Here is a 15,490-nt window from a genome sequence, read left to right as displayed (position 1 = left end):
CTACCGCTGCCTTGACCGACCATCACCGATCATCAATGCCGCGGCATTTCTTTTTCTTACGCTCCCCCATCCTTGGGGAGCCTGACCTGAATCCTCATCCCGCTGCCAGTCGCCGAGCTCTTGTTGGCGGCATAGTCGACCTGCCCGCCGTGCAGTTCGGCAATTCTTCCGACAATCGACAAGCCCAGGCCACTTCCCCCGGCAACCGATGCGTTTTGCCCAGACTCCAGGCTACGCCAGAATCTTTGGCCAAGATGGGCGAGTTCCTCCTCGGCCACCCCTGGGCCATCATCTTCCACCAGCAAGCTTATTTCAGCGTTAACAGCCTCAATCAAGACCCTGACCCTGCCATTTATCGGCGTGTAGCGGATAGCGTTATCCACGAGATTGCGCACCAGGATGGACAGCCAGGCAGGATTGCCCCGTACCGACAGCCCTGCATCGGCCTTCAATTCAATGTCGATTTCCTTGTTGATGGCCTGCGGCACCAGTTGTCCGACAACCTCCCGCACGAGTTCGGCGAAATCCAGATCGACAAAATCGCCCGAACCGGCCGCATCGACCCGGGCCAGCAACAGCAGCTGTTCGACGAGATGGGTCATGCGGTCGCAGCCTTGCAACACGGCGTTCAGCGCATGGCGACGCGCCGCATCCTCCGTCGCCCCCAGGGCAACCTGGGCCTGAGCGCGCAATCCGGCCAAGGGCGTGCGCAGTTCATGGGCGGCATCTGCAGTGAAGCGGCGCTCCTGCTCGAAACTCCGGGCGACGCGGCCAAACAGGGCGTTCAGCCTATCTACCAGGGGCTGCACTTCAGTCGGCAGGTCGTTGGTCGGCAGTACAGCCAGATGTTCGGGCGAGCGCCGTTCGACTTCGGCGGCGATGCGCTCCAGCGGACGCACGCCATGGCGAACCGCCAGCCAGATGAACAACGCCGCCAAGGGCAGCGCAATGAGCAGCGGCTTGAGCAGACCGGCCGCGACCGTACGCGCCATGTGGTCGCGCGCACCGATCCTTTCGCCAACTTGGACGAGCACCTGACGCCGCTCGTTCCACGCGGAGAACACCCGCCAGCGTTCCCCATCGACCACGCTGTCGGATAGCCCCTCGCGTTTGCCGCTCAATGGACTATCGGGGGCGTTGGCCGAGTGCAGGCGCAAACGGTCGCCGAGCCAGACCTGAAAGGCGACGCGACGGGCGTAGCGATGCAATTCGGGGGCGTGGCTTTCCTCGAAGCTGTCGTCGTCCTCATCGTCCAGTTCGCCGTTGGTCTGAGCGATCAGCAGCGAAGCCGCCTGGATCAGATGCGCGTCGAACAACTCTTCCGCTTCGTGCCGTGCCTCGAGCCAGGTGGCCGCGGCCGCCAGCAACCACAGCAAGCCAATCAGGGCGCAGATGGCCAGGGTAAGGCGTGCTTTCAGGGAAGAGGTCAGCATCCGGCGCTCAATCCTTCTCGATCAGATAGCCGATGCCGCGCATGTTGCGAATGAGGTCGCGGCCAAGTTTCCGGCGCAGATGATGGACATACACCTCGATGGTATTGCTGCCGGTTTCGTCGTTCCAACTGTAGAGATGCTGCTCGAGCTGCTGGCGCGAGAGCACGCGCCCGGCATTCAGCATCAAGGTATGGAGCAGCGCGAACTCCTTGGCCGTCAAATCGATCGGGCTTCCATCCACGCTGACCGTATGGGCCGCCGGGTCGAGCACGATTCCCGACACTTCGAGCCTGGGCGTCGCTTTGCCCTCGGCGCGCCGGATCAAGGCGCGCAGGCGGGCCAGCAACTCCCCCATGTCGAAGGGCTTCAGGAGGTAGTCGTCGGCGCCGCTATCGAGGCCGAGAATGCGATCCTCGATCGTGTCGCGGGCCGTCAGGATCAAGACGGGCAAGCGGTTACCGCGTTGCCGTATCCCTTTCAGAACCGTCAGGCCGTCACGGCGGGGCAGGCCAAGATCGAGCACCATCGCCGCATAGTCGCTGGCCGCCTGGCCAGCCAGGGCGTTTTCGGCGGCCAGTCCGTCGCACACCCAATCGACCGCGAAGCCGGCCTGGGTCAGGCCGGCCTGAATGGCATCTCCCAACAGACGGTCATCTTCGACAATCAATAGTCGCATCGATTATTTCTTCAGTCGTGTTCGTGCCGATCATGCTGCTGCGTCACGGCGACGCCGGAAGACACTGGCAACCAGCCGAACCGGTCAGCACTCCAGAAGCCCAGAACGGCAACCAGCAGAATTATGCCTACCAGCGGACGGGTTTTGCGTATTGCCTGATCGGCCGGGCCGGATTTATTCCCTGAAAACATCGAGCGGACCAGGTTTTCACGGTGCAGCAGGCTGCTCACCATGACCCCCATGACGTGGACCGCCACCACGGCCAGCATCGTTGCAGCGCTGCCTTCGTGGAGTTCTTCCAGCCATTCCCCGCCGATCTCCTGATAGGTGGCAAAGCCGCTGATCGCAGTCACCAAGGCCAGGCCCAGCAGGAGGAAGATCGCCAGGGCGCCGGCCGGGTTATGGCCGAGGTAGTGTTTCGGGCTGCGCGTCAGCAAGGACTGCAAATACTCGAGCACGCGGGATGGGCTGAAGAGGAAGGAAGAAAACCGGGCATAGCGCGTGCCGGCGATCCCCCAGATCAACCGGAAGACAATCAGGGCGGCCACGGTGTAGCCGAACATCACGTGCCAGTCGCGGTAACGTTCGGACTCGGAAGTGAGATAGGCCGCCGTGAACGAGAAGGCCAGCAGCCAATGGAAGATTCGGGTCGGGATGTCCCAAATCTTCACCGAGCTGGAGGGCAGCCCTTGGGAGGCGGTGGTGTCGTGGTTCATGATCTTCCTTCCTTATTTCGCACGGGGAATGTGAATCCCGCGCTCGCTGTAGTTGCCCTCGCCCGCCTCACGGTGGCAGGCCGCGCAATTGGCCGGAGACTTCACAGCCGCCGACTGCCAGACCGATGCCGACAGGCCGTCATGACCGTCTCGGTGCTCGCGCTTGAACCAGGCCGTTTCGGTAATGCGCAGCGTCGGCCCCTTGGCGCCTGTGGCCTGGTTTTGCCCGCCGCGCCCGGAATTGCTCACCAGGAACTGGGTGATTTCCTTGGCCACCGGCGCTTCGAGCGTCGCGTTGCTGCCGAAATGCTTGTCCAGCCCACCCATCAGCGAGCGCCATGAGTCGGCCGGAAGCAGTTGCGGCGGATAGGGAACATGGCAGCTGCCGCACTCCTCCTTGTAAGTCGCGTTCAAGGCGTAGCGCTTCTGTTCATCGGCCTGGGTGGCGCCGAGATGCAGCACCAGCAGCGTCGTGACCGCAGTCAAGGCAAACGTACGTAGTTTCATGATGAGTGTCCTTATCGTTTCACCGAAATCAGGTAGGCAATGACATCGCTCTTTTCCGCCGGAGTGCATTGCCGGCCGAGGACGTCGTTGCAATTCCGCTTGAACCATTTCTCAACCTTGTCCTGACGCGTGAAGCGCTTGTCGTTGGCGGCCGGCGCCAGGGGGTCGATGCTCTTGCCGGTCGTGGCGTGCTTGCCGATGGCGAGCGGGTTTTCCGTGTGGCAGGTGGAGCAACTCCAATCCTGATTGCCCGTTCGCTTGAAAAACTGCTGGCCGCGCGGGGCCGATGCGGCAAAGCCGGGATCAACACGCCGCGCTTCGGCCTGGTAGGTATTCAGGAAATCCGCCGGGGTTTCGGCGTAGGCCGCGCCCGCGGCAAGAGTGACGAGACCGACTAAAAGAGATAAACGGAAGCGCATGTGCTTCTCCATCTGGTTTGACTTAGATGGGAGGCTAGATGGCGAAACTTAAACTTGAATTAAGCGCAAATCATCCAGTGCCCGACCTGCCGCAAATCGGCACGGTAGTCAGCGCACTCGCTGGATGGAGGGGCTGCCATGGTTGTTCCGCTGTTTTCAGTTGGCTGAGAGCCGAACAACCATAACTGGCAAGGACGACCTGCTCGGGCGCATGGGATTTGAGCGTCGCTATTGATTGCCCCGGCTAAAAAGGAGAATATTCGCCCCCCTTTTTTTCGGCGCGCTTGGACATGGCTTTCAAAGACGGCACTTCGGAGTTTGTGATGATGGATTTGGCGTTGATCGATCCAGACCCCAAACACGTTCGGCAAAACATCAACGAAGAGGCTTTGAAGGGGCTGGTCAGCGCGATTCAGAAACTGGGGGTCATTCACCCGCTGATCGTTCGCCCGGCCGATAACGGCCGCTATGCGCTGGTCGTCGGCGAACGCCGGCGTCTGGCCGCGCTGCAGGCCGGCGAAAGTAAGGTGCCGGTGCTGGTTCGCCCGGTCAGCGACGATGAGGCGCTGGAGATTCGCGTTTTCGAAAACATCGGCCTCGGCGTGCGTTCGGCGCTGGAGCCGCGCGACATGGCCAATGCCATCCAGGCGCTTGCCGAGCGCTTTGCCAGCCCGGAGGAAGCCGCCCAATACTTCGGTCGTTCACCAACCTGGCTGAGCCAGGCCACCGCCGCCGCCAATCTCTCTGAGAAGGTCACGGCCCTGCTCGAGGCCGGCAAGATCACCAGCACCAGCGCCGCCGTGCAGCTGGAAAAGATCGCCAGGAAAGACGAGGCCAAGGCCGAGGCGATCATCGATCAGATCGCCCAACTGCCCGAGGGCGAGAAGGTCTCGAAGAAAGACGTCGATCACGCGGTGTCGGACGAAGAGGGGCAGATCAAGCGCAAGGCCGAAGCACCGGCCGCAGCCAGCGAACCGGTAGCGGCGATGCCCGAAGAGGAGATTGCCGCTGAGCCAGCAGCCATCGAGCCAGCACCGTCTGCAGTGTCAATCAGCCAGAGTGCGCCCGCGCCCTCCCCGGCTGCAGCTGCCTCGCGCATCAACCCGAGCAAGGTGAAGCTGGTCGCCGACCTGCTGGGCCTTAGCGAGGATGACGAAGAGGCCTTGCTGGCCAAGCTGATCGACGAATTCCTGGCCGCCAAGGGCAAGGCTTGAACCTCAGGGGGCTAGGTGCCCCCTGACGATTCGGCGAGCCATCAACAGCCCAATGCGGTGGCCTTGCCCGGTTGCACCAAGCACTCCGGGCTTGGCATGGGCGTTGGCCGCCTGCCCGCCATTTTTGCCCAAAATGCCCCGTGCACCGCAGCAGTGCCCTTTATCCCTCCGCCGGCACGTTCTTCTGGATCGCCGCGCGGATTTCTTCCTCGCCCACGTCCGGGCAGACCTTTTCGATGAAGGCGTGGGCGTAGCTGCGCAGGTAGGTGCCGCGGCGGACGGCCAGCCAGGTGGTGCTGGCCGGGAAGAGGTGTGAGGATTCGAGCAGCTTGAGGCCGCGATCCTTTTCCGGGTTGTAGGCCATCGAGGCGACGATGCCGACGCCCAGTTCCAGTTCGACATAGGTCTTGATCACGTCGGCGTCGATGGCCGAGAGCACGATGTCGGGCACGACACCGGCGTCGGCGAAGGCCTGGTCGATGTGACTGCGCCCGGTGTAGCCCTCGTGGTAGGTGATGATCGGGTATTCGGCGATCTTCTCCAGCGTCGGGTTCTCCACCGCCAGCAGCGGGTGGCCGTCCGGCACGATCAGCGCGTGGTGCCAGGAATAGAACGGGAAGGCGGCCAGTTCCGGCACGTTGTCCAGGCGCTCGGTGGCGATGCCGACGTCGGCCGCGCCGGACACCAGCATGTCGGCGATTTCCTCCGGACTGCCCTGGTGCAGGGCGAGATGGACCTTGGGGTAATCCAGCTTGAACCACTTGATGATCTTGGGCAGCGCATAGCGCGCCTGCGTGTGCGTGGTCGCCACGACGAAGTGGCCGGTCTCGCGGCTGGCGAACTGGTCGGCGATACGGCGCAGGTTCTGCGAATCGAGCAGAATCTGCTCGACCACCCCGGCCAGTTCCTTGCCCGGCTCGGTCAGGCCGAGCAGACGCTTGCCGCGGCGGATGAAGATCTCGATGCCGAGCTCATCCTCCAGATCCTTGATGTGCTTGCTGACGCCGGGTTGCGAGGTGTAGAGCGCATTGGCGACCTCGGTCAGGTTGAAATCCTGCCGGATGGTTTCGCGGACGATCCGCAGTTGTTGGAAATTCACGCTGGGCTCCTGAATGCTGTTGCGGCCGACAAGTGCGGCCTCCATAAGCTGCGAGTCTAGGGAGACACCCTTATTCCGTGAAATACCGTTTTGAAAAATGCTAATCAGTTTTTTGCATAACACCGATCATTTGGCCAGGCTCGACCTCGTAGCCATGCGCCCGTAACAGGCTTGCTGCGCGGGCCAGCCGGCTTTCCATGCGTCGCCTTAACGTGCTGGGATTCTCGACCGGCTCGGCCAAAACCACACCTTGTCCCGCTAGCCAGACCTCGATAACGCTCAAGCCCTTGTTTCCTATCCCCTCCAGCCTGGCCAACCGCCGTCGACCAAGCGCCGCCACCTCCTCCGGCGTAAAGTCGGCCCGCTCGAAATGTCGGCACAGGGCGTTGCGTTGTGTCGTCGGCAACGAGCGGTAAACGCGATCCATGGCTGACACGACCATTTTCCCTGCTAAGCGGCCATCGCCAGGCTGGTTGCAAAGGCTTGATGTACTGGATTCATGGCGAGAAGATGAAGGATGGCGAATGCGTTTCAGCCTAGTGCAATGCGGCACCTGAGCTAAATACGGATTTTTTCCTTGGATATTCCAACGCCCCGATTTTTTGCCCAAAAGGGCAGTGCACCGCAGCAGTCGCCATCGATGCGAAATGGCAGTGCGATTTCAAGTTACGATTCACCCCTTCGCGCCATCCCCCAGCAGAATCACGATGATCTATACCTACAAATACACCGTCCTCGAACACGACGGACGGATTGGCAAGGAAACCGAGAAAATCGACTCGGCAAAGTGGCTGGATTACCTGAAGGCCCATACCGAGCGCTACGGCAACCTGCATGAGTTCATCGAAGCGGCCCTGCCGGCCATGAAGGTCGATAACCCGCTGATCGCCGCCTCGATCGCCTCGCAGATCGAGGAAACCTTCGGCGACAAGGAACCGACCGCCATCTTCCAGTACGCCATGTATTGCTGGGACCTGTTCAAGGCCGGCCAGCTGTCGGCCGGCGCCTGGGGCGCGGCGCTGGCTTTCGTCTGGCATGGCGGCGAGCGCGGCATGCTCGACCACGTGGCGCTCAGCGAGGAGCTGATCGTCCGCATGTTCGAAGCCGCCGACAAGGAAACGCTGCTGCGCGTTGGCCTGAGCCGCGAGGGCTGGGAAGCCTATTTCGGCGAGCTGCCGGAGCATCTGGATATTTACCGCGGCATTTCCACCGGCAGCAAACAGGCCGAGAACGGCCTCTCCTGGACGACCAATGCCGAGGAAGCCAAGCGCTGCAGCGCGCGCAATGTGCAGGAAGCCAGCGAGATTCCCGGCGTACTGCATGCGGTCGTGCCGAAGAGCGCGATCCTCGCTGTTTTCGAGGCCGGCGACGAAGTAGTCATCGATCCGCGCGTCGCCAAGCAGCAAGTGACCACTAACTACCTGTCTGGCGTTGGCCTGACCAAGTTCCGCCAGAACTGGAAGAAGTGGAAGACGGCCGAGGCCGACAAGCTGAAGGAAGCGCAGAAGGCCAGCTGAGCCTTCGACATGGCCGGCGGCCTCCGTGGTCGCCGCCGGGGCGTAGCTCGCCCATCATGGTTTTTGCCCAAAACGGGCAGTGCACCGCAGCAGTCGGCCGGCGGTCACATACGCCGACGCCGGTATGACCTTTGCGGCGGATTCAGCGCCGCTTTCCCGCTTTTGCCTTGCCGCCCTGGCGCTTGATGAGCAGCGACACCAGGAAAGGAAAATCCCGGTCGGCGGACTGCACGATGCGAAACTCCGGTCCGGCCGCTTCGGCGATGCGGGCCGTCAACGCATCGAGATCCACCGCCTCGCAGCGCAGGTCAGCCATGACGCAGTCGCCATCGACATACACCGGAAAGTCCGAGCACCCCGCCGGCTTGGTCGGCTGCCCATAGACCCGGCAGGTGCCGCCCGCCTGATCGTAGGCCGGACAAGGCTTGCTGTGGATGTAATAGAGCCCGTTCCCGGCGCGAATCTCGGTCGGCCCCTTGCCGCCGGCCAATCGCTTGTCGAAGGTGGCGCGCGCCTCCTCGATGTTCCACAGCACCTTCACCTGCTTCCATTCGAGTTCGAGCACCAGCTTATCGAGCCGGCAACACGGGCTCGAACAAGCGGTGCAATGAGGAATCACCTGCGCATCCTGATAGGACGCCGCAGCCGCTTCGAGCGCGGCCTGCAGCTTGGGCTCCAGGCCGCTCATGGGCGCCCCGCCGGGCAAAGCATGGAGTAAAGACGAAGCGCGAACATGGGCAGCGGATATCTCACGGCAGAAAGGGAACGACTGCCGCAGGGGCCAGTCCGGAAATGACTCTGAAGGCCGAAAGTATACTGAGATTTGCCCCCTGCCCTGCGGCGGTCGCATTTGTTGCCGCAGCAATGACTGAATTTCGTCGAAGCAACCATGGCTTGCCGGGCAGCCAGTTTTCGCTATCGCCAGCAGGTTTCCGCTGCGCAACAGCCGTTGGGCTTGATGCTTATCAATAGCTGCCAGCCGCGAAATCCACGTAAACAGGCCCTCTCCTGCCCCCTTGATTTCGGTCAAAGAAGCGAATTTCACGCTTGCGACAGTGCGCTTCCTTGTTCATTTTTGAGAGAGGGTTAAGGGAGTCATGATTTCGAAAAAATTCAAAAGAGGCAGTCTGTTTGCCCTGCCGCTGATGGCCTTGCTGCTCGGCTCGGCTTATGCCGAAACGCCGGCCGAGCATGGCAGCGGCACCATGCGCGATTATCAGGCCGGTGGCGGCTCGCCGCTGGCGGGCGTGCCGATGCACCAGGACATCAACCCGAAAGCGCCGAAGATGACTGAGGCCGAGTTCGAAAAGGCCAAGCGCATCTACTTCGAGCGCTGTGCCGGCTGCCACGGCGTGCTGCGCAAGGGGGCCACCGGCAAGCCGCTGACCCCGGACATCACCCTCGACAAGGGCATGGACTACCTGAAGGTCTTCATCAAGTACGGCTCGGCCGGCGGCATGCCAAACTGGGGGACCTCCGGCGTGCTGTCCGATGACGAAGTCGACCTGATGGCCCGCTACGTCCAGCAGACGCCGCCGGCGCCGCCGGAGTACGGCTTGAAGGACATGGAAGCTTCGTGGAAGGTCATCGTTCCGGTCGACAAGCGGCCGAAGAAGAAGATGAACAACCTCAACCTGGAGAACCTGTTTTCGGTCACGCTACGCGATGCTGGCGAAATCGCCCTGATCGACGGCGATTCCAAGAAGATCGTCAGCATACTGAAGACCGGCTACGCGGTGCATATCTCGCGCATGTCGGCTTCCGGCCGCTATCTGTTCGTGATCGGCCGCGATGCCAAGATCAACCTGATCGACCTGTGGATGGAAAAGCCGGACACCGTCGCCGAAATCAAGGTCGGCATGGAAGCCCGCTCGGTCGAAAGCTCGAAGGCCAAGGGCTTCGAGGACAAGTACGCCATTGCCGGCACCTACTGGCCGCCCCAGGCCGTGATCATGGACGGCGACACACTGAAGCCGCGCAAGATCGTGCCGACCCGCGGCATGACCGTCGACACACAGGAATACCACCCGGAGCCGCGCGTCGCCGCCATCGTCGCCTCGCACTACAACCCGGAATTCTTCCTGAACGTGAAGGAAACGGGCATGGTCTATTCGGTCGATTACCGCGACCTGAAGAACCTCCGGATCAAGATGATCGAAGCCGCGCCTTTCCTGCATGACGGCGGTTTCGAGTCGTCGCACCGCTACTTCATGGATGCCGCCAACGCCTCCAACAAGATCGCGGTCATCGACACCAAGGAAGGCAAGCTGGAGAAGCTGGTCGAGGTCGGCAAGACACCGCACCCGGGCCGCGGCGCCAACTTCGTCGATCCAAAGTTCGGCCCGGTCTGGGCAACCGGCCACCTGGGCGACGAAACCATTTCGCTGATCGGTACCGATCCGAAGAAGCACCCGGACAACGCCTGGAAGGTCGTCCGCACCCTGAAGGGCCTGGGCGGCGGTTCGCTGTTCCTGAAGACCCATCCGAAATCCAAGAACCTGTGGGTGGACACCACGCTGAACCCGGAGGCGAACATCAGCCAGTCGGTCGCCGTCTATGACGTCAACAATCTCGACAAGGGCTATGAGCTGATCCCGATCGGCGAGTGGTCCGGCGTCAAGGAAGGTCCGAAGCGTATCGTCCAGCCGGAGTACAACAAGGCGGGCGACGAGGTCTGGTTCTCAGTGTGGAACGGCAAGGATCAGGAATCGGCCATCGTCGTGGTCGACGACAAGACGCGCAAGCTGAAGGCCGTCATCCGTGACAAGCGACTGGTGACGCCGACCGGCAAGTTCAACGTCTTCAATACGCAGCACGACGTCTATTAAGCCGAAAGGAGGGGGATCACTCGTTCTTGAGAAGAGTTATCCCCCTCGGCGCTTTTCCTTAGCATCCCCCCATCGCGAGTTTGCAAGGATTGACTGAATTGAACGCCCGCTTCCACGACCCACAGCGTGCCCAACGCGAGCTTCTGTCCGGCAGCCAGCTGCTGGGCGGTCTGCCGCCGGCCGTGCTCGACAGCCTGATCGGCGCCAGCCGTCTGGTCGAACTCGCCGCCAACGAAAGCCTGTATGCCGCCGGCGCCCCCATTCGCGAGGCCTACATCCTGTTTTCCGGCACCGTCAAACGCGTGGCCCAGATGCCGGGCGGCGCCCTACGCGTGGTCGAACTGTTGCAAACAGAGCAATTGCTCAGTCCCGGCGAACTATTCGGGGCCAGCCACTATCTGTCGAGTTGCACGAGCATCAAGCTCAGTCTGCTCGTCGCCATCGACCTGCGCCGGCTGCGCGAGGCGATGCAAAGCAGCCACGAACTGAGCCACCGCATCATCACGGCACTGGCACGCCATCAATGCGCCACCGAATTCGACGCTACCGTCTATCACTATGGCCTGACCGGCACCCAGCGCCTGCTCGACTATCTGCTCGAACTGGCCGGCGATCGCTCCAGCCTGGCCGGCGAAACGACCGTTACGCTGAAGGCCAGCAAGAAGGTCATCGCCGCCCGCATCGGCATGACTCCGGAATCGCTCTCGCGCAACCTGCGCGAACTGAGCGACCAGGGCGTCATCGTGGTCGACGGGCGTTACATCCACATCCAGAACGCCGCCGTTCTCGACACCACCGGCGGCCAGCAGAGACAACGCCTGAACTTCCAGCGCAAGCGCAAAGGCGACGGTGCCGACCCAGCCAAGCCGCCTACGGCCGGCGCACTGGTCAATATGTGCGGTCGCCTGCGCGTCCTGTCGCAACGGCTGGCGCTGGCCTGGGGCAGCCTGGTCTCCGGAATCGGCCCGGCCCGGGCACGGATCAACATGCGGCAGTACGAAAAGGAGTTCATCCGCAATCTCGACCGGCTGGAGCGTTTCGCTCTGGAACCGGCCCTGAAGACCCACCTGTCTGCCCTCAAGGCAGTCTGGCCTGAGTATCTGGACGCCCTCTGCCGGGAAGATGCAGAACACGCCGAGCATATCTTCAATCTCAGCGAGAAAATCCTCGAACTCGCCGACGGACTGACGGCGGAAGCCTCGCATTCAAGTGGCTTGCCCCAGGCTCACTACGTCAATACGGCCGGCCGCAACCGCATGCTGTCGCAGCGTATCGGCAAGTTCTTCCTGTTCCGCGACTGGGGCCAACTGCATATCGCCGTCGCCAGTCTCTCGCCACCCTGCTGCGAGGAGTTCGAGAGCAACCTGAAGGTTCTGGCTAGGGTCGGGCGCGGACATCCGGAAATCGAAGCGCAACTCGAAGTGGTGACACAGCAGTGGCAACGCTTCGTTCGCTCGCTGTGCCCCGATTTGTCCTACTCCGGCAAGGTCAAACACAGCCGTCTGGTGCTGGCCGAAGGCGAACGCTTGCTGCGCAGCGTCGACACGACGGTCAAGCTCTTTGAGCGCCTGTCGCAATAGGCGAACAAGCGAAATTGATACTCGTCAATTCCAGACCTCGCGGCAAACCGCGTATTTACGAGCTTTTCCGGGTTTTTGATTCCGATCAAAGCCCAAAAAACTGCAAACGAGACATTACGGCCTCGCATTAACTCGAAGAGGATCAATCGGATGAAAAAAGCTGTATATGTTGCCGCCCTGGTCGTTGCCGGCTTCGCCGCCTCCGGGCAGGCGATGGCCGACGAGGCGCTCGCCAAGGCCAAGAACTGCATGTCCTGCCACGCCCTCGACAAGAAGCTGGTCGGACCGTCCTACAAGGATGTTGCCGCCAAGTACAAAGGCAATGCAGGCGCAGCCGACAAACTCGCCGCCAAGGTGAAGACCGGTGGCAAGGGCGTCTGGGGCGAAATTCCCATGCCGCCGAACAACGTGACCCCGGAAGAAGCCAAGAAACTGGTCACCTGGATTCTGTCCGTGAAGTAAACCTCCACTCTCCCAGTGGTTTTGGCCGGCTCGATGCCGGTCTTTTTTTATCCTGATCACTGCGAAGATACCTGGCCCCTGGCGCCATCGCCCAAACGAGATTTCATTCACAAGCCACCATGACCGAATTGCTGATCAACCATGTGTATCGGATTCAACTGTGCTCAGGGGAGCAACGGGAATGGCAATACCTCGGTCCGGATAGCCGGAGGTTGGTCTGGTGGATGGATGTCGAAACCCGGCAAGAATTCACTGAGAACAGCCTGATGTACGCATGGAAGATTCTGGGAAGTTCTTCTTCCAGTCAGTGAACGGTACTTGCTTCAGGCTAAGGCGAGCGAAACCTTGAACCGGCTCGCCACACCGAACCGATGGCCCACCACCACAGCGGAAATTAACTGGCGCTACCGGCAATGAACTCGCGGTACATAGCCGCCGCCCACGCGGCATCCTCGCCGGCCGGATTGGGATTGCGCGTCTGCTTGACGGCCTGGATCAGAAAACCATCGCCACGGTCGCGGTAACTGGTGTCGATGCGCACGCTTTCTTCCGGCTCGACGCTGCTGGTGACGTAGCAGACACTGTCCGGCAACAGCTTATCCAGCGCCTGGCCACCGGCCTCGGCGGCGATCTGGCGGGCCACGGCGTGGCCCATGCGGTTGGCGACCTGGCCGGTCTTCGGGTAGTAACCAAACTGCGGCGAAACCAGGCCGGCGGCGTCGCCGATGATGAACACACCCGGCGCCGCAGCACTACGAAAATCGCTCGCCCCCTGCGCCGCCCAACCACTGTCCTTGCCGCCCTCCTCCTGCCGGATCAGACCGGCTCGCCAGAGCAGATCGGCCGCCTGCTGTGGCGGGCAGAGCAAGGCGTCGTCGAAGCGGATGTCGTCGATGTCGGTACTGACCGTTTTCCATGCCGGGTCGATACTGCGCACTTTGCTGTGCGCGAGGTAGGTCACCTGATCCTTGAAGCGGCTGAGCAGGATGTCGCGGAAGGCCGGCATCATCGGGTTCGGGTCGGCCACGATCAGCTTGCCGGGAATCTTTTGCTTCTTCAGCCACCAGGCGATGAACATGGCCCGCTCGTAGGGCGCAGGCGGGCAACGGTACGGTGCCGGCGGAATGGTCAGCAGCAGGTCGCCGCCCTTGAAGTTCGCCAGTCGCTGCTTGAGCGCAGGCAGGTCGGCCGCGCTGAGCATGGCGCCGCTGTAACGGCCCTGCAACTCAGCCACGATCTTGGGGTCGTCGACCTGCCAGGCCGACCAGTTTTCGCGGATACCGGGGGCCAGCACCAGCCAGTCGTAGCCGAACTGGCCGGCACTACTGGCGACGGTGCGCCGCACCGGATCGATGCTCTCCACTTCGGCCTGCACGTAGCGATAGCCGAAACGTCCGGCGAGTTGCGCGTAGTCGTGCCGCGCCCAAGTCGCCGCCCCCGGCTCGACCAGCCAGCGGTTGCTCAAGGCAAAGGACATGAAGGCCGGCGCCCGATCGAGCAGGGTAATCTCGAGTTGCGGTGCCAGTAGGCGGAGCTGCCGCGCCACCGTCAGCCCGCCCCAGCCGCCGCCGACGACAACCACACGCCCACTCGCTGCCAACGCAGGTCGGAACAGGGGCATCAAGCCAGCGGCAAGGAGGAGACGGCGGCGTAGAGGGCTTGAGATCATTGGCTAGCAGATTGAAACCGAGCGCCGAGCATAACGCCCTCGCCCGCCCAACAACATGGTTTAGCTCAAGAAAAGCCCGCGCTCACTGGTAGCGCAGTGCCTCGATCGGATCGAGCCGCGCCGCCTTGCGTGCCGGGTACCATCCGAAGAAGATGCCGACCCCTGCCGCCACGACAAAGGCAACGAGGGCCGCGCTGCCCGAGATGACGATGACCATGCCGGTAAAGACGTTGATGGCGAGCGCGATGCCGAGGCCGAGCAGCAGGCCGATCAGGCAGCCGGCGAAGGAGATCATCACCGCTTCGAGCAGGAACTGGGTCAGGATGTCTTTCTGCCGCGCGCCGATGGCCATGCGGATGCCGATTTCGCGGGTGCGCTCGGTGACCGAAACCAGCATGATGTTCATGATGCCGATACCGCCGACCAGCAGCGATATCGAAGCGATGGCGCCGAGCAGGATGGACATGGTGCGCGTCGTCTGCGCCTCGGAATCGGCCGCGGCCGACAGGTTGCGCATGAAGAAATCGTCCGGCATGTCGTCGCGCAGACGGTGGCGCTGGCGCAGCAGCGACGTGGTGCTATCCATCACGCGCGGCATGCCTTCGGCCGACTCGGCCTGGACCATGATCATGCGCACCGAACCCAGGAAGGGCGTGCCGAAAACCTTGCGCTGCGCGGTGCTCAGCGGAATGATCACGGTGTCGTCCTGATCCCGCCCGTCCAGGCTCTGCCCCTTGCTGCCGAGCACACCGATGACCAGGAAGGGGTTCTGCTGGATGCGCATGGTCTTGCCGACCGGGTCTTCGCCATTGAACAGGTTTTCGGCCACCGTCTTGCCGATCAGCGCGACGCGGGTGGCCGAGCGCACGTCGGAATCGCCGAAGCCGGCGCCATTGACGATGCTCCAGGCGCGCGCCTCGATGTACTCCGGCGTGGTGCCGATGACCTGCGAACTCCAGTTCTGCGAAGCATAGACCAGCTGGCGCGTCCCCTGGTGCGTCGGCGCCACATTGACCACGCCGTCGAGTTCGGCGATGGCATTGGCGTCGGCCACGTTCAACGTCGGTGCGCCAGCCGCGCCGCTGCGCACGCCGGCCGTGGTGAAGGAACCCGAAAGCACAATGAACAGGTTGGAACCCATGGTGCTGATGGTCTGCTGCACGGCGTACTGCGCGCCCTGACCGATGGCCATCATGATGACCACGGCGCCGACGCCGATCACCATGCCGAGCATGGTCAAGGCGGTGCGCAGGCGGTTGGCGCCCATCGCCACCCAGGCTTCGCCGAACATGGCCTTCAGCATGCGGCCTCCCGGTTTTTGCCCACGTGGTTTTTGCCCTTTTTGGGCAGTGCACCGCAGCAGCGGAGTT

General features: G+C 62.3%; 16 protein-coding genes. 6 read left to right on the top strand and 10 right to left on the bottom strand.

All coding sequences use genetic code 11. The features are described 5' to 3' along the window. Nucleotides 1–56: 56 nt before the first annotated feature. Genes WIF35_RS17445 through WIF35_RS17425 form a run of 5 tightly spaced genes read right to left on the bottom strand, consistent with a single transcriptional unit; the run spans nt 57 to nt 3,751 of the window. The gene (locus tag WIF35_RS17445) at nt 57–1,433 is read right to left on the bottom strand and encodes an ATP-binding protein (RefSeq protein ID WP_412479479.1); all 1,377 of its coding nucleotides are present in this window, start codon (nt 1,431–1,433) and stop codon (nt 57–59) included. A 7-nt stretch (nt 1,434–1,440) separates the two neighbouring features. Further along, entirely contained in the window at nt 1,441–2,109 is a 669-nt protein-coding gene (locus tag WIF35_RS17440; RefSeq protein WP_412479478.1) for a response regulator, read from the bottom strand. An 11-nt stretch (nt 2,110–2,120) separates the two neighbouring features. Beyond that, complete coding sequence (locus tag WIF35_RS17435) at nt 2,121–2,825, bottom strand: cytochrome b/b6 domain-containing protein (protein ID WP_412479477.1); 705 nt, start codon at nt 2,823–2,825, stop codon at nt 2,121–2,123. Between the two features lie 12 nt (nt 2,826–2,837). Further along, nucleotides 2,838–3,332, bottom strand: coding sequence for a diheme cytochrome c (locus WIF35_RS17430; RefSeq protein WP_412479476.1), 495 nt, complete (start codon nt 3,330–3,332; stop codon nt 2,838–2,840). 11 nt (nt 3,333–3,343) lie between these two features. Then, a complete protein-coding gene (locus WIF35_RS17425) occupies nt 3,344–3,751 on the bottom strand; it encodes a DUF1924 domain-containing protein (RefSeq protein ID WP_412479475.1) in 408 nt (135 codons plus the stop codon). Between the two features lie 290 nt (nt 3,752–4,041). Here WIF35_RS17425 and WIF35_RS17420 point away from each other — a divergent pair, with 290 nt between their 5' ends. Next, a complete protein-coding gene (locus WIF35_RS17420) occupies nt 4,042–4,965 on the top strand; it encodes a ParB/RepB/Spo0J family partition protein (protein WP_412479474.1) in 924 nt (307 codons plus the stop codon). A gap of 160 nt (nt 4,966–5,125) precedes the next feature. On the opposite strand, the gene WIF35_RS17415 is transcribed toward WIF35_RS17420, so the two are convergent. Both WIF35_RS17415 and WIF35_RS17410 read right to left on the bottom strand, forming a co-directional pair. After that, nucleotides 5,126–6,064, bottom strand: a complete 939-nt coding sequence (locus tag WIF35_RS17415) for a CysB family HTH-type transcriptional regulator (protein WP_412479473.1) — start codon at nt 6,062–6,064, stop codon at nt 5,126–5,128. 100 nt (nt 6,065–6,164) lie between these two features. After that, nucleotides 6,165–6,491, bottom strand: a complete 327-nt coding sequence (locus tag WIF35_RS17410) for a hypothetical protein (protein ID WP_412479472.1) — start codon at nt 6,489–6,491, stop codon at nt 6,165–6,167. Nucleotides 6,492–6,771: 280 nt separating this feature from the next. On the opposite strand from WIF35_RS17410, the gene WIF35_RS17405 reads away from it, so the two are divergent. Then, complete coding sequence (locus WIF35_RS17405; RefSeq protein WP_412479471.1) at nt 6,772–7,581, top strand: hypothetical protein; 810 nt, start codon at nt 6,772–6,774, stop codon at nt 7,579–7,581. A gap of 142 nt (nt 7,582–7,723) precedes the next feature. Here WIF35_RS17405 and WIF35_RS17400 read toward each other — a convergent pair whose 3' ends face one another. Next, nucleotides 7,724–8,269, bottom strand: a complete 546-nt coding sequence (locus WIF35_RS17400; protein ID WP_412479470.1) for a hypothetical protein — start codon at nt 8,267–8,269, stop codon at nt 7,724–7,726. 457 nt (nt 8,270–8,726) lie between these two features. Between WIF35_RS17400 and WIF35_RS17395 the strand changes: the two genes are divergently transcribed. From WIF35_RS17395 to WIF35_RS17380, 4 genes are all read left to right on the top strand, one after another. Beyond that, nucleotides 8,727–10,409, top strand: a complete 1,683-nt coding sequence (locus WIF35_RS17395; RefSeq protein ID WP_412481268.1) for a cytochrome D1 domain-containing protein — start codon at nt 8,727–8,729, stop codon at nt 10,407–10,409. Between the two features lie 98 nt (nt 10,410–10,507). Then, nucleotides 10,508–11,989 carry a helix-turn-helix domain-containing protein gene (locus tag WIF35_RS17390; protein ID WP_412479469.1) on the top strand — a complete coding sequence of 494 codons (1,482 nt, stop codon included), beginning with the start codon at nt 10,508–10,510 and terminating at the stop codon, nt 11,987–11,989. A 150-nt stretch (nt 11,990–12,139) separates the two neighbouring features. Then, nucleotides 12,140–12,451 carry a c-type cytochrome gene (locus tag WIF35_RS17385; protein WP_412479468.1) on the top strand — a complete coding sequence of 104 codons (312 nt, stop codon included), beginning with the start codon at nt 12,140–12,142 and terminating at the stop codon, nt 12,449–12,451. A 119-nt stretch (nt 12,452–12,570) separates the two neighbouring features. Continuing rightward, complete coding sequence (locus tag WIF35_RS17380; RefSeq protein WP_412479467.1) at nt 12,571–12,762, top strand: hypothetical protein; 192 nt, start codon at nt 12,571–12,573, stop codon at nt 12,760–12,762. A gap of 83 nt (nt 12,763–12,845) precedes the next feature. Here the strand turns inward: WIF35_RS17380 and WIF35_RS17375 are convergent, their stop codons facing one another. Further along, complete coding sequence (locus tag WIF35_RS17375; RefSeq protein WP_412479466.1) at nt 12,846–14,072, bottom strand: FAD/NAD(P)-binding oxidoreductase; 1,227 nt, start codon at nt 14,070–14,072, stop codon at nt 12,846–12,848. 130 nt (nt 14,073–14,202) lie between these two features. After that, nucleotides 14,203–15,423 (bottom strand): ABC transporter permease, encoded by a 1,221-nt coding sequence (locus WIF35_RS17370; protein WP_412479465.1) that lies wholly within the window; start codon nt 15,421–15,423, stop codon nt 14,203–14,205. Nucleotides 15,424–15,490 lie beyond the last annotated feature (67 nt).

Source organism: Azonexus sp. IMCC34839 (genome assembly GCF_047047955.1).
In the GTDB taxonomy this organism is placed as follows: Bacteria; Pseudomonadota; Gammaproteobacteria; order Burkholderiales; family Rhodocyclaceae; genus Azonexus.
The sequence above is the reverse complement of the archived record's forward strand: the minus strand, read 5'-3'. Positions and strand labels throughout refer to the sequence as shown.

Excerpts from the sequence above, each read along its gene's own strand:
- WIF35_RS17430 (WP_412479476.1), bottom strand. The coding sequence starts at position 3,332 with ATGAAACTACGTACGTTTGCCTTGACTGCGGTCACGACGCTGCTGGTG.
- WIF35_RS17420 (WP_412479474.1), top strand. The coding sequence starts at position 4,042 with ATGGCTTTCAAAGACGGCACTTCGGAGTTTGTGATGATGGATTTGGCG.
- WIF35_RS17370 (WP_412479465.1), bottom strand. The coding sequence starts at position 15,423 with ATGCTGAAGGCCATGTTCGGCGAAGCCTGGGTGGCGATGGGCGCCAAC.
- WIF35_RS17395 (WP_412481268.1), top strand. The coding sequence starts at position 8,727 with ATGGCCTTGCTGCTCGGCTCGGCTTATGCCGAAACGCCGGCCGAGCAT.
- WIF35_RS17405 (WP_412479471.1), top strand. The coding sequence starts at position 6,772 with ATGATCTATACCTACAAATACACCGTCCTCGAACACGACGGACGGATT.
- WIF35_RS17410 (WP_412479472.1), bottom strand. The coding sequence starts at position 6,491 with ATGGATCGCGTTTACCGCTCGTTGCCGACGACACAACGCAACGCCCTG.
- WIF35_RS17400 (WP_412479470.1), bottom strand. The coding sequence starts at position 8,269 with ATGAGCGGCCTGGAGCCCAAGCTGCAGGCCGCGCTCGAAGCGGCTGCG.
- WIF35_RS17380 (WP_412479467.1), top strand. The coding sequence starts at position 12,571 with ATGACCGAATTGCTGATCAACCATGTGTATCGGATTCAACTGTGCTCA.
- WIF35_RS17440 (WP_412479478.1), bottom strand. The coding sequence starts at position 2,109 with ATGCGACTATTGATTGTCGAAGATGACCGTCTGTTGGGAGATGCCATT.
- WIF35_RS17425 (WP_412479475.1), bottom strand. The coding sequence starts at position 3,751 with ATGCGCTTCCGTTTATCTCTTTTAGTCGGTCTCGTCACTCTTGCCGCG.
- WIF35_RS17375 (WP_412479466.1), bottom strand. The coding sequence starts at position 14,072 with ATGCCCCTGTTCCGACCTGCGTTGGCAGCGAGTGGGCGTGTGGTTGTC.
- WIF35_RS17445 (WP_412479479.1), bottom strand. The coding sequence starts at position 1,433 with ATGCTGACCTCTTCCCTGAAAGCACGCCTTACCCTGGCCATCTGCGCC.
- WIF35_RS17385 (WP_412479468.1), top strand. The coding sequence starts at position 12,140 with ATGAAAAAAGCTGTATATGTTGCCGCCCTGGTCGTTGCCGGCTTCGCC.
- WIF35_RS17435 (WP_412479477.1), bottom strand. The coding sequence starts at position 2,825 with ATGAACCACGACACCACCGCCTCCCAAGGGCTGCCCTCCAGCTCGGTG.